General features: G+C 42.6%; 12 protein-coding genes. 9 read left to right on the forward strand and 3 right to left on the reverse strand.

The features are described from left to right. The first annotated feature begins 12 nt into the window (after nt 1-12). The 6 genes from HRQ91_RS04840 to HRQ91_RS04865 all read left to right on the forward strand — a co-directional run bounded on the left by HRQ91_RS04840 (nt 13) and on the right by HRQ91_RS04865 (nt 8,007). Nucleotides 13-1,791, forward strand: a complete 1,779-nt coding sequence (locus HRQ91_RS04840) for a sensor histidine kinase (RefSeq protein WP_210120513.1) — start codon at nt 13-15, stop codon at nt 1,789-1,791. Between the two features lie 5 nt (nt 1,792-1,796). Beyond that, a complete protein-coding gene (locus HRQ91_RS04845) occupies nt 1,797-2,984 on the forward strand; it encodes a response regulator transcription factor (RefSeq protein ID WP_210120514.1) in 1,188 nt (395 codons plus the stop codon). Between the two features lie 82 nt (nt 2,985-3,066). Beyond that, entirely contained in the window at nt 3,067-4,428 is a 1,362-nt protein-coding gene (locus HRQ91_RS04850; protein WP_210120515.1) for an ABC transporter substrate-binding protein, read from the forward strand. Between the two features lie 176 nt (nt 4,429-4,604). After that, nucleotides 4,605-5,531 (forward strand): carbohydrate ABC transporter permease, encoded by a 927-nt coding sequence (locus HRQ91_RS04855; protein WP_210120516.1) that lies wholly within the window; start codon nt 4,605-4,607, stop codon nt 5,529-5,531. Between the two features lie 9 nt (nt 5,532-5,540). Further along, entirely contained in the window at nt 5,541-6,392 is an 852-nt protein-coding gene (locus HRQ91_RS04860) for a carbohydrate ABC transporter permease (protein WP_210116674.1), read from the forward strand. A gap of 4 nt (nt 6,393-6,396) precedes the next feature. After that, nucleotides 6,397-8,007, forward strand: coding sequence for a glycoside hydrolase family 3 protein (locus HRQ91_RS04865; protein WP_210120517.1), 1,611 nt, complete (start codon nt 6,397-6,399; stop codon nt 8,005-8,007). 259 nt (nt 8,008-8,266) lie between these two features. Here the strand turns inward: HRQ91_RS04865 and mutL are convergent, their stop codons facing one another. The 3 genes from mutL to xseA are packed head-to-tail and all read right to left on the reverse strand — an operon-like array spanning nt 8,267 to nt 11,700. Next, nucleotides 8,267-10,183, reverse strand: coding sequence for a DNA mismatch repair endonuclease MutL (mutL, locus tag HRQ91_RS04870; RefSeq protein ID WP_210120518.1), 1,917 nt, complete (start codon nt 10,181-10,183; stop codon nt 8,267-8,269). Next, nucleotides 10,180-10,452 (reverse strand): exodeoxyribonuclease VII small subunit, encoded by a 273-nt coding sequence (gene xseB, locus HRQ91_RS04875; RefSeq protein ID WP_210120519.1) that lies wholly within the window; start codon nt 10,450-10,452, stop codon nt 10,180-10,182. Before xseB ends, mutL begins: the two co-directional genes overlap by 4 nt. Nucleotides 10,453-10,455: 3 nt before the next feature. Beyond that, on the reverse strand, nt 10,456-11,700 hold the full coding sequence (gene xseA, locus HRQ91_RS04880; protein ID WP_210120520.1) for an exodeoxyribonuclease VII large subunit: 1,245 nt from the start codon (nt 11,698-11,700) through the stop codon (nt 10,456-10,458). A gap of 60 nt (nt 11,701-11,760) precedes the next feature. Between xseA and HRQ91_RS04885 the strand changes: the two genes are divergently transcribed. The 3 genes from HRQ91_RS04885 to HRQ91_RS04895 are packed head-to-tail and all read left to right on the forward strand — an operon-like array spanning nt 11,761 to nt 16,971. Beyond that, on the forward strand, nt 11,761-13,404 hold the full coding sequence (locus HRQ91_RS04885; protein ID WP_210120521.1) for a spiro-SPASM protein: 1,644 nt from the start codon (nt 11,761-11,763) through the stop codon (nt 13,402-13,404). Further along, complete coding sequence (locus HRQ91_RS04890) at nt 13,376-14,341, forward strand: glycosyltransferase family protein (RefSeq protein WP_246473286.1); 966 nt, start codon at nt 13,376-13,378, stop codon at nt 14,339-14,341. Before HRQ91_RS04885 ends, HRQ91_RS04890 begins: the two co-directional genes overlap by 29 nt. After that, a complete protein-coding gene (locus tag HRQ91_RS04895; RefSeq protein WP_246473287.1) occupies nt 14,323-16,971 on the forward strand; it encodes a cytidylyltransferase domain-containing protein in 2,649 nt (882 codons plus the stop codon). The genes HRQ91_RS04890 and HRQ91_RS04895 overlap by 19 nt, the downstream gene beginning before the upstream one ends. Nucleotides 16,972-16,982: the final 11 nt, after the last annotated feature.

Below are 16,982 nucleotides of genomic sequence, written 5' to 3' on the forward strand. Positions count from 1 at the left end.
TAGAATTAGGCTATGGGATTCAAAGTAAAAAATCAGACGGATAAAAAATTGCGTCCCTTTGTCATTAAGTATAACATAAAAATATCTTTGGCTTTTTCAGCGGTTCTTTTAATTGCGGTGTTTTTTGTAAAAGTATTCGGTTTTAGAGTCGCTTCCGAAATAATCAAAGAAGACGCCCTTTCTCAAAGCAGCATCCTTATAAAACAATTTTCGGAAAGACTTGACGTTTTATTTAATGAAATTGACAGGTTGTCGCGTATCGTTCTTATCGATTCTGAAATTCTCAATGCATTGGATTACAATCTTGAAAAAAATTCCTCGGAATATCTCGGTGTGGACGTTTCCATTCAAAACGCAATGAAGCATGTTTTGCTTATAAGAACCGATATAGCGAGAATTTTAGTATCTAACGGTTTCAATTCTTACGCGGCGGGACCTTATAATTATCTGGGCGACCCCATGGAATTATACGAACTTGCCGATAAATACGGTTTTTTTGAATCGGATGAGTTATACACGATAATACCGCCGTCCGTTCGTTTTTATAATCAAAGCGTGTTTTCTTTTATAAGAAAGATCCGACACTATGATAATCCCAAGATCATCGGGCTGATAGCTATTGATATGAGGCTTAACGCGATAGATGAAATTTTTTCCGGAATAGAATTCGGTGAATCGACGCTTACGATACTTGACGCTGACGGTAATGCCATCTACTCTCAAGGCGCTACGCTCGAATCCGGTACCCTTGACCTTATTCGCCCGAAGCTTAAAAAAGGATTTCAGCAATTCAGTCTTACTCTGAGCGACGGTACGAATAACGCCATCGTGACTACGGAATATTCGGATTATTCAAATTTATATGTTTGCGGAATAATTCCTGAAGCGTCGCTTTTTTATAAGATAAAGAAAGGGAATAAAATGTTTAATTGGATCACATTCTTTGTCTTTGCGATTTCCCTCGTATTGATAATTGTGAATTCAAAAGTGATGACGCGCCCGATTCGAGAATTGTTGATGCAGATGAAACAGATCGAAACCGGAAAGCGGGAACTTTTGGCGGTTCAGTCCAACGATGAACTTAAACTTATTGCGGACAGCGCCAATCACATGCTGATTAAAATAATAGAATTAATTAAACGCAACAGTGAAATAACTCTCAGGAACCGGGAAGCTCAATTAAAAATCCTTCAGGGACAACTGGATCCTCATTTTCTTTTCAATACTCTGGAATGCATCCGAATGAAAGCCGTTATAGCCGGAGATCAAGATACCGCTTCGATGATAGAAAAACTTGGAATTTTGTATCGTGCCGTGAACGGCAGCGAACCGTTCATTTCGCTCACGGAAGAAATCGGCTATGTGGAAAATTACATAGCTTTACAAAATATAAGATTTAAAGTTCCTATTGTTCTGTCCGTCGCGGTGTCGCCGATTTTTATGAGCATGGAAGTTCCAAGGCTCATGCTGCTGACCCTCGCAGAAAATTCCATACGGCACGGATTGGGAAACAAAAAGGATAACAGAAACATATCCATCAACGCCGTAATCGATGACGCTAAGACGTTTATATTGACTTTTTCGGACAACGGCAATGGTATTTCACCTGAAAAATTGAAGGAATTGAACGAGAAATTAAAAACGCCTCCCGATAAGGATTTAAACCATATCGGACTAAGAAATTTAAATAGCAGAATTCGCTTATATTACGGAAAATCGTACGGACTTTCCGTAAGCAGCGGTGAAAAAAACGGGACTGTAATACGAATCGCTTTGCCTTGGAAGGTTTGAATAATATGTACAGCGTAATATTGGCAGACGACGAACCTTTAGTTCTTGACGGGCTCGAATGTATAATTCCTTGGGAAGAACTCGGTTTTGAGATAAGGGGAAAGGCCTATGACGGAGAAGAACTTATAAAGCTTGTCGATAAGTATCGTCCTTCCGTTGTTGTTACCGATATTCAAATGCCCGTATATACGGGACTTGAATGTATCTCTAAGATTCGGAATATCAATCCTAAAACGAAGATATTGATTTTAAGCGGATACGCTACGTTCGAATATGCAAAAACCGCCTTGTCGTACGGCATAACGGGATACCTTCTTAAACCGATCAACAGCAAAGAGTTGACAGGTTTTTTAGAGCGCATAAAAAATATGATCGAGCTTGAAGAAAAGCAAAGCGCCTTTCGTTCCATTGCTCTAAATGACATGATGCGGGAATACTTGGACGGAAATCTTCCGGGAAAAACTTTAAAAGACATATTCAGTTTTTTTGAGATAGAGAAAATGCCGTCGTTCTTTGTCCTTGTCGTCATCGAACCTCTGTCAGTCTTAAGCGAAGACGGCGATAAAAAGAGGGCTGCTGCGTCATATATTGAGAATTTTATAGAAAGAACGGGCGCGGGAATTTTTATTCCGTATTCAAACTCTCACATAGTTTTATTGATTTACAATAAAAATTATCTCGATGATGATCGAAGAGCGATTAACGATCTTATAAATGAAATAAAGAATTTTTGCTTTGTAAATTTTTCCATTGAGATAAAAGCGTTTTGTTCAAACGCGGTGCCGTCGGATGAAGTGAATGAAAAACTCAGAGATATAGTCAAATTATGCATAAAAAACATGCGAACCGAATTAAAAAAGCATAGCGTAACGGAATCGATGATCGAAGACATATCAAGCTATGTGGAAAAAAATTATTGTACCGTTACGAGAAATTTTGTCGCGGAATATTTTAATATAAATCCTTCCTATCTTTCTCAAAGTTTTCAAAAATACAAAGGTATGTCTTTTATCGACTTCGTTACGGAAGTAAGAATTAAAAATGCGAAGCGGCTTTTACAAACGACCGATATGAAAATTCAAGTTATCGCCGAAGAAGTAGGATACTGCAGTTCACAGCACTTTGCGAAGGTGTTTAAAAAATCGACGGGAATAATGCCCAGCGCGTTTAGAGATAATCTGTTTCAAATCTAACAAAAACATTGTTTCATTCTAACAATATCATCACAGGAGTTCTTTTTGCATGATATAGTAATATCATAACAAGGAGGCGAATATGAACAGATATTCAAAATTTATTCTCAGCCTTGCGGCTTTTCTGTCGGCTTGTTCAATGTTGTTTGCCGCAGGAAGCAGTGAGTCTGCAAAAGGATCCAAAACAGCGGAAGTGAAGATTTGGGTAAGACAAAGCGGCCCTGACGCAGGATTTGATGCGATTATAAACGCATTCAACGAGGCAAATCCCGACACTCACGTAAGTTATGAGTATTACGGTGAGAACTATCCGTCGGTAGTTCAAATGGCTTTTGCCAGCGGCAACGCGCCCGATATAGTAGAAGCCAGCGCCGGCATAACCGTCAATGATCTTGCAAAGGCAGGTAATATTATTCCTCTTACGGATGTTTTGACGCCCGATCTTGTTTCAGGTCTACATCCCAATGCGTTTTCATCTCTTTCTTTGCAATATAAAGGAGAACCTTATTCCGTTCCCGTCAGAATCAGCGGATACAGATTTTATTATAACCGGGACATTTTTAAAAAGTGCGGTCTCGATCCGGACAATCCGCCCAAGACATTGGAAGAGTTAAAGGAATATGCAAAGATAATTACAAAGGAAGGCAAAGGGGATTTTTACGGCTTCGGACTTCCCCTCGGAGTTAATCAGATTTGGGAAAGGGTTATAGACCCAATACTCATTGCTCAAAACGAATGCGGAAGATACGGATACAATGTGGACAAGAACAAATATATGTTCGAAACCAATAAGCGTTTTTTCAACTTCTATATCGATCTTATGAAAGACGGATCTCTTTTCCCCGGATATTTGACTATGGGCATCGATCCGCTCAGAGCAAATTTTTATGCGGGAAAGGTCGGCATGTATATTGACGGAAACTGGATGGTAGGACAATTTCCCACGCAGTTCAAGGGAAGCTGTAACTATGACATAGCGCCGCTCCCTGTCTTTGCAGGCGAAGTCGCCGATAAGTACTGGGCGGAGTCTGGTCTTGCATGGTGCATTACCAACGGGCCTAACAAAGAAGCTGCAAAAAAGTTTTATGCTTTTTGGCTTTCGCACCAGGAACTTGCAAATCGGTTTATGCCGGTACCCAGGACATATATGGCTGCAAACAGACCTGAAAATCTTCCCACGGATAAATTCGATATAAAAGGAATAAAATACGGTTTTAAAACGGACGATCTTACGATTCCTTACTTTGAACCGCACTATTTTATAGTTCTCGAGGGAGAAAACAGAAACAGGGTATTCACGAACCTGTTTGCCGAAGCTACGCAGGGCGGAGATATTTCAAAGAAACTCGATGCCGCTATAGACGATCTGAATAAACGCTATAGCGATGCGTTTAATAAAGCCTTAAAAAGTGGCGCAATAGATCCTTCGTGGATAAAAAAATAAAAATATAAAGAATGGAGCTGTCCGAAAACTTAAACTTTTGGGCAGTTTCGTTCTTTATAGGCGAAGTTTAAAGATAAGTCATTATAATACAAAGATTTATTTTTAAACTCGGCGGGCTGCGGGAAAACAAATGCTTTTGACACAGCTCCATGCTCCATTCAATAAAAAAGGAAACTATGAGACAGCTTAATTCTTCGGAACAAAAAAACGCTATCATAAAATCGCTCAAAAAGCATGCCGCTCAGTACCTTATGATTACGCCGACGGTTATTTTGGTAGTTTTGTTTGGAATTTATCCGGTAATTTATATATTGTATTACAGTTTTATGCAGTATAACGGGTTTTCGGATCCGATATTTATAGGCTTGTATAATTATTTGCGGGTTTTTTTTGACACATCGTTTTGGATTTCGGTAAAAAACACATTGGAATTCGGCATATTTATTCCGCTGGTGCAGATTCCGTTTGCGCTTTTTCTTGCCGCTTTACTCAATAAAAAATTCAAAGGGAGCGGAATTGCAAGGGCTGTCATATTTGTTCCCAACATCACAAGCACCGCGATAATGGGGATCGTGTTTTTTTTAATGTTCGCTTCATATAACGGTATTGTCAACGGCCTTTTACAGGCGTCTCATATTATTCTAAAACCCATAGAGTGGCTGGGAAAAGGAATTCTTGCGAAATTGGTAGTGGTTGTTTTTTGTACGTGGAGCGGGGTGGGGTTTTATATGGTTTTATTTCTCGCCGCGCTTCAGAGAATTCCTCATGATGTGATTGAAAGCGCAACGATTGACGGTGCAAATTCCAGACAGATTTTTTTTAAGATAACAATTCCGATGATGGGCAAAATGTTTCAAATTATTTCAATGCTCTCCATTTTAAACACGTTAAAGCTTTTTGATTCCGTAAAAGCGCTTACGAACGGCGGCCCCGGAAACGCTACCGACGTGATGACGATGTACATTTTTAGATATTTTTTCGAAAACCCCGGTACTCCGCAGCACGGGTACGCATCTGCCGTAAGCATAGTGACCACATTTATAATACTGATTGTTACGGGCGTATACAGCTATTTTACAAGAAAAATGAAAGATAGCGAGTAGGAGTTCGATATGATAGAAAGCAGAGCGAAACGTATCGTTTCAAAGATATTGATCTATTTTATCCTTACGATTGTCATAATATTTATAGGATTTCCTCTCGTATATGCGTTCGGAGGCTCATTTAAAACCATCAATGAATTTCTTGTCGGCGGAACAAAGATTTTTCCCGATGTGTTCCAATGGAAAAACTATACTAACGCATGGAAACATGCAAATTTTGCCAGGTACACGTTGAACAGCATATCTTTTTCGTTGTTTTCGGTAATCGGAACGGTTATTACGACCAGTATGACAGGATACGTTATGAGCCGTTTTAATTTTCCAGGAAAAAAAGCCCTCACTTTTACATTTATCGTCATGCTTTTTTTAATAGGCGCCGTAACGCTTTATCCTATTTTTTTGCTTTGCAATAAGATGAGACTTTTAAATTCAATTTGGGGAATGGTGATTGCGGAAGTCGCCACGCTCCAGCCGTTTTATTCTATTCTCATTATGGGCTACTGCGACGGAATACCGAGGCAGATCGACGAAAGCGCAAGAATAGACGGTGCAAGCACCTTTCATATATATACACGAATAATACTTCCGATAATAAAACCCATATTGGCGACGGCCGCAATTCTTTCATTCAGGGATTCATGGAATAATTACATGATGCCTCTTGCCTTTACCATCGCACAGCCGAAGTTGCGCACTCTTACCGTGGGCGTTGTCTTATTGAAAGATCAGGGAGACGGCGTAGCAGCTTGGAATACAATGTTGGCCGGCACAATAATGAGCATACTGCCTATTTTAATCGTTTACTTGTTTTTTAACAGATACTTTATAGAAGGTATAACACAGGGCGCAATCAAGGAGTGATTGTATGAAAAAGCTTGTATCGCTGAATATCGAAGATCTGAGCATTGATCAAAAAATCGGTTTAATGCTTTTTATGAGAAACCCGATAGACGCTGAAGATTTGGATTTTACTTTGGATATGATACGCAATCATAGCCTCGGCGGAATACATCTTTCCTTTAGATATGTTCACGAAAATTATTATTGCCCGGGAGAGAAATACCTTCTTGAAAAAGTTTTAGAAAATGCGGATTACCCGATTTTGATCGGCGACGACATGGAATACGGATTCAATTACGGAAATATTGAACTTCCGTATCAGATGGCGGTCGCTTCAACCGATAGCTTAAAAATTGCGTATGAATACGGACGCATAACTGGGGTGGAAGCAAAAAAAGGATTTTATAATACCGTTTTCGGCCCCATAATGGATATTGCCGCCTTACCGCTAAGCAGCTGCGTAGGAAGCAGGGCGTATGCTGACACTAAAGAAAAAGTTTCAAAGTTCGCTGCCGCAACAATAAAAGGTTATCAAGATCAGGGAATGGTGGTTACGGGCAAGCACTATCCGGGATTCGGATATTCCCCAGTAGATTCTCACATAGGAATGGTTTACTTGGATGCCGATGAAAAAACTTTGATAGACCGCGAGCTTTTTCCTTATCTTGAAGCGATAAAAAGCGCGGATTTATCCGGAATAATGGTCGGTCATATAATGGTTCCCAAGATCGATCCAAAATACCCTGCAACTCTTTCTAAAAAAATAGTCGACGTAATACGCAATCAGGGATACGACGGTCTTATGATAACGGACAGCTTCGCCATGATCGGGCTGACTAATACATTCGGGCTTGAAACATGTCATCAGCTTGCGATGGCTGCCGGAATAGATATGGTTCTTACAAGTTATAGAATCGGCTGCAAAGAAGCGTACACATATATGCTGGACGCATATAAAAAAGGAATTGTAAGCGAAGAACAGATCAATGAAGCCGCAAGGCGAGTCATAGCGGCGCAAAATCGCACATTAAAAAAACCGGAGGCGCCCGAAATATCGGAAGAAGATAGAGCAGCCGTTCTTCAAATGAGCGTTGACGCCGTTACCGACGTAAAAAAGGAAGGCGTTTCTTCAAAACTTTTAGACGGCGAGGATTTGCTTTTCGTATTTCAAAAAGGTAACTTATATGAGGATTTCGACACGGGAGAGTTAAAAAAGGAAAGCTATGATTTTACGACCTTTGAAAAAGAAATAAAGAAAAACTATCCCAAAGCGTCTATCGTTTATCTTCCTGAATTTCCTGCTAGAAATCAGCAGGAAAGATTTATGGCAACTACGATGAACTATTCTAGAATAGTTATGGTTCTCGCCACCAAAAACGAATCGTATAGGGGAACAAGCGATATCCCCAGAAGAATGCTTTCGATGATGGAAGGCCTTGAAGCCAAACTGGTGTGCGTTATTCTTTCAGGCTGTCCTTATGCGTCTCGTGAATTTATGTATGTTCCCAGAATAATTTATGCTTATGACGGCCAATTATGCCAAAAAACTGCGGTCGACGTGCTCTCGGGCAAAAAGAAGGCGAGAGGAATCCTTCCTATCAACCTCGTCGAGAGAAAGATAATGAGTGAAGAATGATGTGTCATAATAATTTACGATAAATTACCGGGTTTAATAAAAGGGGTAAGACATGTCTGCTATGACCGATTATCACAGTTTTTCACGTATAAATCGATATTTGAATGGGAAGCCCGTATTGGACGCATCCATGGTTCCGTACGAAGCGCAATTGGTTTTTAATGCGGGCGTTGTAAAATTCAACGGAGAATACGTAATGCTCTTTCGGGACGATTACGGATATATAGATGCAAGGATACGTCTGTTTTCATGTGCGTTTTTACGTTCGTTTTACCAGTTTGAAAAGCTCCGCTCTCGTAATAGCCGTGTATACAGGTCTTCCGTGCGGGCAGTGAGGATCTTTGAGTTCCAGAGCGGAAATTGCCAGAGCCTTTGCGCTGGAGTCGTCAAGAACATATCCGTCTTTTACAGCCGCCTTGCACGCCGTCATTGCAGCCAATTTGGAAATGAGTTCGCTTGCGTCGATTCTTTTTTCCAAAAGCATACGAGCGAGTTCTTCTTCCGTACCTCGCCAGCGTTCCGGAACCGAAGAAATTTCCCAGCGTCCGTCGCCGCAGTTTTTTGAGGAAAATCCCGCGGCGTTCAATTTTTCCCTTATGCGCTCCATATATGCGTCTTCCTGAACCGATTGGGTTTTTACCACGTACGGAACGAGGAGCGCTTGAGATCTTCCCTGTGAAGCTATGATTTTGTCGTATAATATGCGTTCGTGAGCGGCGTGCTGGTCGATTATGTAAAGAATATCGTTTTTTTCAGCAAGTAAAAACACTCCGAGCGCCGTGCCCAGGTACCTAAGGCCGTCCGAAGAACTGCTGTTTGGAGAACCGTCGCCAGCGGTGCCCCCGTCTGCAGCCGCTATGGCCGCAAGAGCTAGCTGTTTCGGGCTCTGACTTGAAATTTTATATTTCGATTCGCCGAAGTCCGTGTTTTTCGTGTCCGAGAGCGCGGCGTATGTTTTTAGATCGTCCGGTTGTACAGGTATTTTATCGACGCTGTAGAAATCCGGGGTCTTTTCAAAAGGATGTTCTTTTGTAGCTCTCGAGCTTCTATAGGAAGGAGAAAAAAAGCGGGATCTTATATCTTTTGCGGCCTCAAATTTTTCCGAAAATTCTTCGGAAAGTTCTTTTTGTATCGGCTCGGAACTTAATGTTACGGCTTTAAGCGTATATTGGCGGAAAAAATTTTTTACACAGGAGCTTACGGCGTGGTGAAGTTCCGATATGTCGTGAAATCTCGCTTCTTTTTTTGCAGGGTGAATGTTAAAATCCACAGATTCCGGGGCTATCTGCACGAAAAGCGAAGCGGCGGGATGTGTCCCGTTTGGAAAATATCCTTGGCAGCCGTATTCAATTGCTTGAACAAGGGAAAATTCCGATATTTTTCTTCCGTTTACATAGATAAAGATAAATTTTTTATCCGGGCGCGAAACCGCCGGTTCTCCTATGATCAGTTTAAAAATAAAGTCGCTTCCGCTTCCTTGAATTTCATAAAAAAGTTTTTCGTTTTCACGGATAGAATTTGCCTGAATAAAACGTTCGGTAAGACTTTGCCCCGACGGCAGATCAAGTTTTGTCTGTCCGTCTATGGTAAGCCTGAATGCAATTTCCGGTTTGGGCAGCGATTTTTCAATAAAGGTGTTTTTACACATAGTAGTTTCCGAAGCAGGGCGCTTTAAAAACACCCTTCGCGCCGGAAAATTTTCAAAAAGCGCTTCCGACTGGACTATTGTGCCTGAAACGGGCTGAATATCTTCTATTATGTGATCTTCCGTAACCGAAGCTCTCAACCTGCTTTTGCCCGACATAATGCTTAAACGGCTTACGGCTGCGATCGAAGCTAAAGCTTCGCCTCTGAATCCGAGCGTTGAAAGATGCAATAAATCCGTCTCCGTTTGAATTTTGCTTGTGGCGTGCGGTCTGGCGCAGTGTAAAAGGTCTTCTCTTGTTATTCCGGATCCGTTGTCTATCACTCGGATCTTGTCTATACCTCCGCCTGAGAGTTCTACGGTTATGGAATTTGCCCCGGAGTCTACGGCGTTATCCATAAGCTCTCTCACTATCGCGTTAGGGCGGTCTATAACTTCTCCCGCAGCGATCTTTCTGGCAACTTCCGCATTTAATACCCTTATGGGGCGGCGTTTTGCCGTTTGCAAAGATTTGTCTTTTGTTTCGCTCATCGGCGCGTCCCTGTTTCAGGCGCACCGGAAGTTCCCGCCGTATTGTCGGTATCCGAAAAAAGATCCAGTTCAGGTTTGACTTGGGGGGAAGGTTCGTTCATAAGGATTTGTATCTTTCCTTCGATCTTTTCAAGCTCTTTTTCCATACCGCGTGCAAGTTTTATTCCCTCTTCAAAATTTTTTAAAGCGTCTTCAAGCGATATATCAGTCTGTTTAATATCCGCAGTCAATTTTTCAAGTTTGCGTAATTTTTCTTCAAAATTATCCATGTTTTACTCCAATATGACGGAAGTTCTTCCGTTTTCTATGGCCGTAACTTCCGCAGTAATATATCCTTGTGCCGGAACTATTTCGATTTCCTGTCCTAAAACCGTATCATTACCGCTGCGTATGATCTTTTGAGTTTGTTTGTTTCGGACCATCGCGTATCCCCGCGCGAATATGGTTTGCGGACTGGCTCCTTCCATAGTGTTCACGCAATTTTCAATAAAGATCTTTACGTCTTTTATTTTTTGCTCCATGTTGGAGATGAGAGCGGCCTTTGCCGCATCAAAGCGCGCGAGAAGCGGTTGCTCGATATTTCGCAATTGAAGTTCCATGCCGTCCAAGCTGTACGAACGCAGGATAAGCCTTATGTGTTCGATTTTGGTTTGGACGGCGGTTTTAAGTTCTTCTTTAAAGCTTCGTATGTCATTTAAAATATCGCTTTTTTGCGGGATAACAAGTTCCGCCGCGGCTGAAGGCGTTGGAGCTCTCATGGACGCGGCGTAATCGCACAGCGCCCAGTCTATTTCATGTCCTACGGCCGACACTATCGGAATTTCGGATGCGGCGACCGCGCGGACGACTTCCTCGTCGCTGAAGGGCAGTAAGTCTTCAAGGGATCCTCCTCCGCGTCCGACTATGAGAGTGTCGCACATTTTATATTCGTTGGCCGCCAGAATCTGCTTTACTATCGATTTGGAAGCTCCTTCTCCCTGTACGAGGGCGGGAAGTATTACTATGGATATGGAATCGTTTCTACGTTTGGCTATTTGAAGAATATCGCGGAGGGCGGCGCCTGTAGGGCTCGTTACGATCCCGATTCTTTGGGGAAAAAGCGGCAGCGGACGTTTTTTTGATGTGTCGAAAAGTCCTTCCGCAGCGAGCTTTTTTTTGCGTTCTTCAAGCATTTGCAGAATGTCGCCCGTACCGGACGGCTCCATGGACGATATTACTATTTGATAATTTCCTCTTGCCGCATAAACCGTCAGTTTTCCCTTGCAGCAGACTTTCATTCCGTCTTTGGGTATAAATGAAAGTTTCATAGCTGCGGATCTAAACATTACCGCGCTTATTTGCGAAGATGAGTCCTTTAATGTAAAATACACGTGACCGGAACTGCTTGGCCTGTAGTTTGAAATTTCACCCTCAAGTTTAATCGTATCCGGAGAGATATTTTCAATTGCGGCTTTTATGATGCTTGTAAGAGTCGTAACGGTAAATATTATGTCTGAATCAAACGGCGGAAAATTCATGATGGTTAATTTTATACATTCAAATAATCTTGTTCAACCGTAATGCCGATATTGGAAGAGATGAAAAATATAGTTGTATTGTTTGCGCCGTCCGTTTCTCTGCATATGTTCGATAAAAAATTCGACGGTCTTTCTGCCTATGAAAAAACCCTCTTTTGGACGAAAAACATTCCCGATCTTGCGGGAGTTTTTATCTTTGCCGACGGTAAAACAAGCGCCGCCTGCGCCGAACTGAATGAAAAAAACGAAATGAGTCAAGTTTCAGTGGTTGAAAAACCTTCGTGGACGGTTTCGTCCCTGTTGCACTCTATGCACGAAGCCTGCCTCAGTTCGAATGCGCGGAATATAGTTTACGCTTGGGCGGATTGTCCTTTTTTAAACACGGCCCTTACCTTGGAAGTGATCAAAACACATTCGGAATATATCGCCGAATACACATTTGCCGACGGCTATCCTTACGGATTCGCGCCTGAACTTATAAACTGCGACACGGCTGCGATCATAGAAAAGCTTTCTTTAAGAAAAGACGTCCCCGGCGCCGCAGGCGATAATCCGGTTTCAAGAGACTGCATTTTTTCTGCAATGAAGGCGGACATAAACGCTTTTGAAATAGAGACGGTTATCTCTCCCGTAGATTGGCGCATGTATAGGCTCGGTTTTCACTGCGCTTCCAAGGAAGGACTTTTGGCGTGTTTGAAGTTAGCCGAAATTTCCTGCGGCAAGGGCGGCAACGAAGGCAACACGGCTGACGGTGATTCCCGTGTTCCCGACGCTGTGTCCGCAGAGGAACTTTCCGGTATGGCGTGCAAATGCGCCGGAATACTGCGCACTGTTCCGGGGTTTTACAACATACAAATCGAAACAGAATCCAGAAGTCGCTGCGTTTACAGCCCTTATGACGATGTTCTTGAAAAAACAAAAAAGAAATTCGACAAGATGCCGCTTGAAAAGTTTAAAACCCTTGTAAACAGGATAGCGGATTTTTCGGAAAATGCGGTTTTGTCACTCTCTCTTTGGGGAGAGCCTCTTTATCATGAACATATTAAGGATATTGTAAGCGAAGTTTTAAAATATCCAGGGTTATCCGTCTTTATTGAAACTACTGGAGACGGCCTTTCCGAAGCGCTTGCATCTCAGATAGCCGAAATTTGTGATCGTTGCGCTCCGCGCACAAACGGCTATGCGCCTGTGATGTGGGTTGTCCTTTTAGACAGCGTCACAAAAGAAAAATATAAGGAAATTCACTTTGTCGACGGATTTGAACTGGCATTGAACAGCATAAATCTTCTTTCAAAATATTTCCCCAAATCAGTGTATCCGCAATTCGTGCGCATGGACATGAACGAGGAGCAGCTTGAAACTTTTTACCGATTTTGGAGCGCTGAAGACAGCCCCTCGCACGGAAACTTCATAATTCAAAAATACAATTCCTATATCGGGCTTTTGCCTGAAAGAAAACCGTGCGATCTTTCGCCCGTGGAACGTTATCCCGATTGGCATCTCCGCCGCGACATGGTGATCTTATCCGACGGTTCCGTTCCGCTGTATAAAGAATGCATGTTTGACGATATAATCGGAAACGTTTTTGAAGAACCTCTGGAAGTTATCTGGCATAAGAGCGACCGCCTTATGGAAGATCAAATAAATAAAAAATACGATAAGATATCCGGAACCTATGATGAATACTATACCTTCAATTTTTAACGAACGGCAGATAAATATGACCGTCCTGGGCGGAACGGAATCCATGTCCGGCGTAAAAATGAATGTTTCCGTTGTGCTGATAAATTCCTTGGGCAGTCATTTTCGCTTGCAGATGCTTGAAGATCTCATGAAATGCGGTTTTGCGTCCGTTATTTCGTTTGAACCGGATCCCGACAGCTATAACATTGAAGAATTTGTTTCGGCTTTTCCCTATGTGCGTTTTATCGTTCCGTTGGATAAGGTGACCGACGGGGATTTAATAAATATAGGAATAGGCGAAAGCGTTGGGGACTACGTGCTTGTCATACGTGATAGCCTTAAAATAACTCCTTCCATTTTAACTTCAAACCTTGCTGAAAACATCATCGCGTCGTCCGGAGCTTGCTGCATAGTTCCGCGTCTTGTTTCGTCCGACAGGCAGGGACTTCCCGTTCGCTTTATACCGTTTGCGGAACACGGCAAATTCCGTGTCGAAACCGAAGCCGCCGTCAGCGACGGAATTCCTACCTTGTATCCTTTTAACTACATAGGCTTGTATAACAGGCGAAAATTTATGCAGCTGGGCGGATTTGATTACACTATAAATTCTTCGTATTGGCAAAACCTCGACATGTCTTTTCGATCTTGGCTTTGGGGTGAAAAAATTTGCGTTTCGACCGCTTTTCAAATTGAATATGCGCATGAAATTCCTATAGAAGACAGAACGCCGGATATGTCTCAACTGCGTTTTTATCTTAAAAACCTTGTTCCAAGGTTTAAATTCGATCACGGATATGTTCCTTTTTCATCTTTTCCGGCATACCTTGTCAACTCCTGTTGCGGTTTTTTTGAATCGCGGCGACAGTTTGCCGAAGCCAAACGCTGGGTATTTAAAAACCGGTATAGATTTAAAACCGACGCGCTTGAACTTATTAAAAATTGGAATACGATAAAATGACGGTAGTGATAGTCCAGTGCCGCCTGTCTTCTTCTCGCCTGCCGGGCAAAGCGTTAAAAGAGCTTGGAAATAAAACCGTACTCGAATGGGTTTTAGCTGCGATGAAAAAAGTAAGGGCCGACGCTTATTACGTGGCGACCGACGAGGACTCCGCTTCAAAATTGAGCGACACGGTAAAAAGATGCGGCTGGGAAATTTTTTCAGGGCCTCTTGAAGACGTGCTTAAGCGTTTTTGCCTGCTTATAAAAAAAGTCAAAGCGGATGTCGTTCTTCGCGCTACGGCGGACAATCCGTTTTTGTTTTACGAAGCCGCGCAGTCGCTTTTACAAGAATATGAAACCTGTGCCGCGTCCTGCCCGTGCGACTACATAACTTGGACGGGGCTTCCGCACGGTTCCGGCGTAGAAGTGTTCAACGCTCACTCGCTTCTAAAAGCGGAAGCCCTAACCTGCGAACCTTACGACAGAGAACACGTAGGACCGGCTTTATATAATCATAAAGATAAATTTAACTGTGTTTTCAAACCCGCCCCCAAGTGCTGGACGTTTCCGCACCTGCGCACTACGATAGATACTGCAGCCGATTATGTTCGAAGCCTCTTGCTTGTTCGCAAAATTTCAGGCGGCGGATCTCCTTTAGAGCCTTATACCGCAGAAAGTATAATAGAGGCTTCGAACAATCCTTTCGTAAAAAATATGATCTTATGTGTTCCCTGTCTTAAAAAGGGCAGGGGGACGGGACACCTTAGCAGGTGCCTTGAAATTGCAGTAAAAACCGGAGCCTGCATTTACGTCGCTAAGGATGCAAGCCTTAAAGAAAAAGAAGTTTTGATTGAAAATGCAATTTCAAACGGACTTTCTCCTTATCAGATAATTTCCGAGCTTCCGGGAAAAGGCGAGTTCAGCCTTATCATTACCGACTCCTTTTTGCTTGAAAAAGAACTCGCGCAAAAACTGTATCCTCTTGCCCCTGTGGTTTCTTTAGACGAAGGTTCTTCAAATACGGAATACTGCGATTATCTTTTGGACATTATTCCGGGAATAAAAAAAACATCGTCTGCAAACCGCATCGAACACGGTTTTATCAATTTGCCTAAAAACAAACGTACCGGAAAACGCTGTGCGGATCAGTCTCAAATAAAGACAGTATTGATTTCAATGGGAGGTGAAGATCCTGCAGACCTTTTTATCCCCGCTGTGATCGCATTCGCGGCGACAGGCAAAAAGGTTACGGCGATACACGCCAATATATTTACACAGGCCGAACGCATACCTAAGGAACTTTTGCCTTATATAACCTTATCGGAGCCTGTAAGGTCTTTGCGCGAAAAACTTTACGAATACGATCTTGTCGTAACCCATTACGGCCTTACGGCGTATGAGGCGGCGGCCGCAGGCTGCGCCGTTCTTTTGCTTCCGACTTCTTCTCTTCATGCCGCGCTCGCTAAAAAACACGGCTTTGTCTGTTTAAAAAATCACCGTGTTTGCAGGAAAACGGTTCTTGCGGCTTTAAAAGATACTTCTCGTCTTTATCCTTCATTGGACGTAGGACATCGCGCCGCGCCGCCCGAAAAATTTGTCGATTTCATATCGGATCTTCGCGTGGGAAAACGCCTCTTTTGTCCCGTATGCGCGTCTTTCGAATCCGATCGGGATGTCGATCCCGTCGTCGCTCGTGCAAGCGATAAGACTTTCAGACGTTGCAAGAGGTGCGAGATTATCTATATGTCGTATACCGTCGCTTCCGACAAAGACTATACAAAAGATTATTTTTTTGACCAATATAAAGCTCAGTACGGAAAGACTTATCTTGAAGATTTCACTTCGATCAAAATGCAGGGAATGCGGAGAATAGGCGTAATAGATTCGGTCTTTAGACACGGCCGTCACAAGGGTTATCGCCGAGATCTTTGCAACGAAAGCCAAAACCTACGCGACGGTCGTCCCTTGCTGCTCGACGTGGGCTGCGCCTTCGGGCCGTTTTTATCCGCAGCGGCGGATAAAAATTGGAATGTCTTCGGTACCGACATCTCATTGGATGCGGTAAATCATGTACGGCAAAAACTTAAGTTTCCCGTATCCTGCGCTCCATTTCCGGATTTTGATCCTGCGGCGGAATTCGGTGTAAATTCTTTTAACGCCGTTACTATGTGGTACGTCATAGAACATTTTAAAGAATTGAAAACCGTCTTTAAAACCGTATACTCAATTTTAGAACCGGGCGGAATTTTTGCGTTTTCCACGCCGTCCGCATCGGGAGTTTCCAGGCGTTTTAATTCAAAAAGTTTTTTTGAACAAAGTCCGTCCGATCACTACACCCTATGGGAACTTGAAAAAGTTAAGAATATAATGAAAAAAGAAGGTTTTAAAGTTGTAAAGATCGTTTCTACGGGGCATCATCCGGAGCGTTTCCCGATTTTAAGGAATATGGAAAATAAAAAAAACTGCATTTTCAATTCAAGTATGTATAAGGCGATGTATAAATTTCTTTTGTTTGTAAGCCGACTTTTCAGCTTGGGCGATACATTTGAAATTTATTGTAAAAAGATAAAATCGAAAACTTCGCCTCAGAGTTGCGGCAAAACTTCAAGCGGCGTGGAATTGTTGAGCCCCGGCACGAATAAACTATAACAGGTAGAACT

The organism is Treponema parvum (assembly GCF_017893965.1).
Classification (GTDB): domain Bacteria; phylum Spirochaetota; class Spirochaetia; order Treponematales; family Treponemataceae; genus Treponema_D; species Treponema_D parvum.

Excerpts from the sequence above, each read along its gene's own strand:
- HRQ91_RS04840 (WP_210120513.1), top strand. The coding sequence starts at position 13 with ATGGGATTCAAAGTAAAAAATCAGACGGATAAAAAATTGCGTCCCTTT.
- HRQ91_RS04845 (WP_210120514.1), top strand. The coding sequence starts at position 1,797 with ATGTACAGCGTAATATTGGCAGACGACGAACCTTTAGTTCTTGACGGG.
- HRQ91_RS04850 (WP_210120515.1), top strand. The coding sequence starts at position 3,067 with ATGAACAGATATTCAAAATTTATTCTCAGCCTTGCGGCTTTTCTGTCG.
- HRQ91_RS04855 (WP_210120516.1), top strand. The coding sequence starts at position 4,605 with ATGAGACAGCTTAATTCTTCGGAACAAAAAAACGCTATCATAAAATCG.
- HRQ91_RS04860 (WP_210116674.1), top strand. The coding sequence starts at position 5,541 with ATGATAGAAAGCAGAGCGAAACGTATCGTTTCAAAGATATTGATCTAT.
- HRQ91_RS04865 (WP_210120517.1), top strand. The coding sequence starts at position 6,397 with ATGAAAAAGCTTGTATCGCTGAATATCGAAGATCTGAGCATTGATCAA.
- mutL (WP_210120518.1), bottom strand. The coding sequence starts at position 10,183 with ATGAGCGAAACAAAAGACAAATCTTTGCAAACGGCAAAACGCCGCCCC.
- xseB (WP_210120519.1), bottom strand. The coding sequence starts at position 10,452 with ATGGATAATTTTGAAGAAAAATTACGCAAACTTGAAAAATTGACTGCG.
- xseA (WP_210120520.1), bottom strand. The coding sequence starts at position 11,700 with ATGAATTTTCCGCCGTTTGATTCAGACATAATATTTACCGTTACGACT.
- HRQ91_RS04885 (WP_210120521.1), top strand. The coding sequence starts at position 11,761 with ATGAAAAATATAGTTGTATTGTTTGCGCCGTCCGTTTCTCTGCATATG.
- HRQ91_RS04890 (WP_246473286.1), top strand. The coding sequence starts at position 13,376 with ATGATGAATACTATACCTTCAATTTTTAACGAACGGCAGATAAATATG.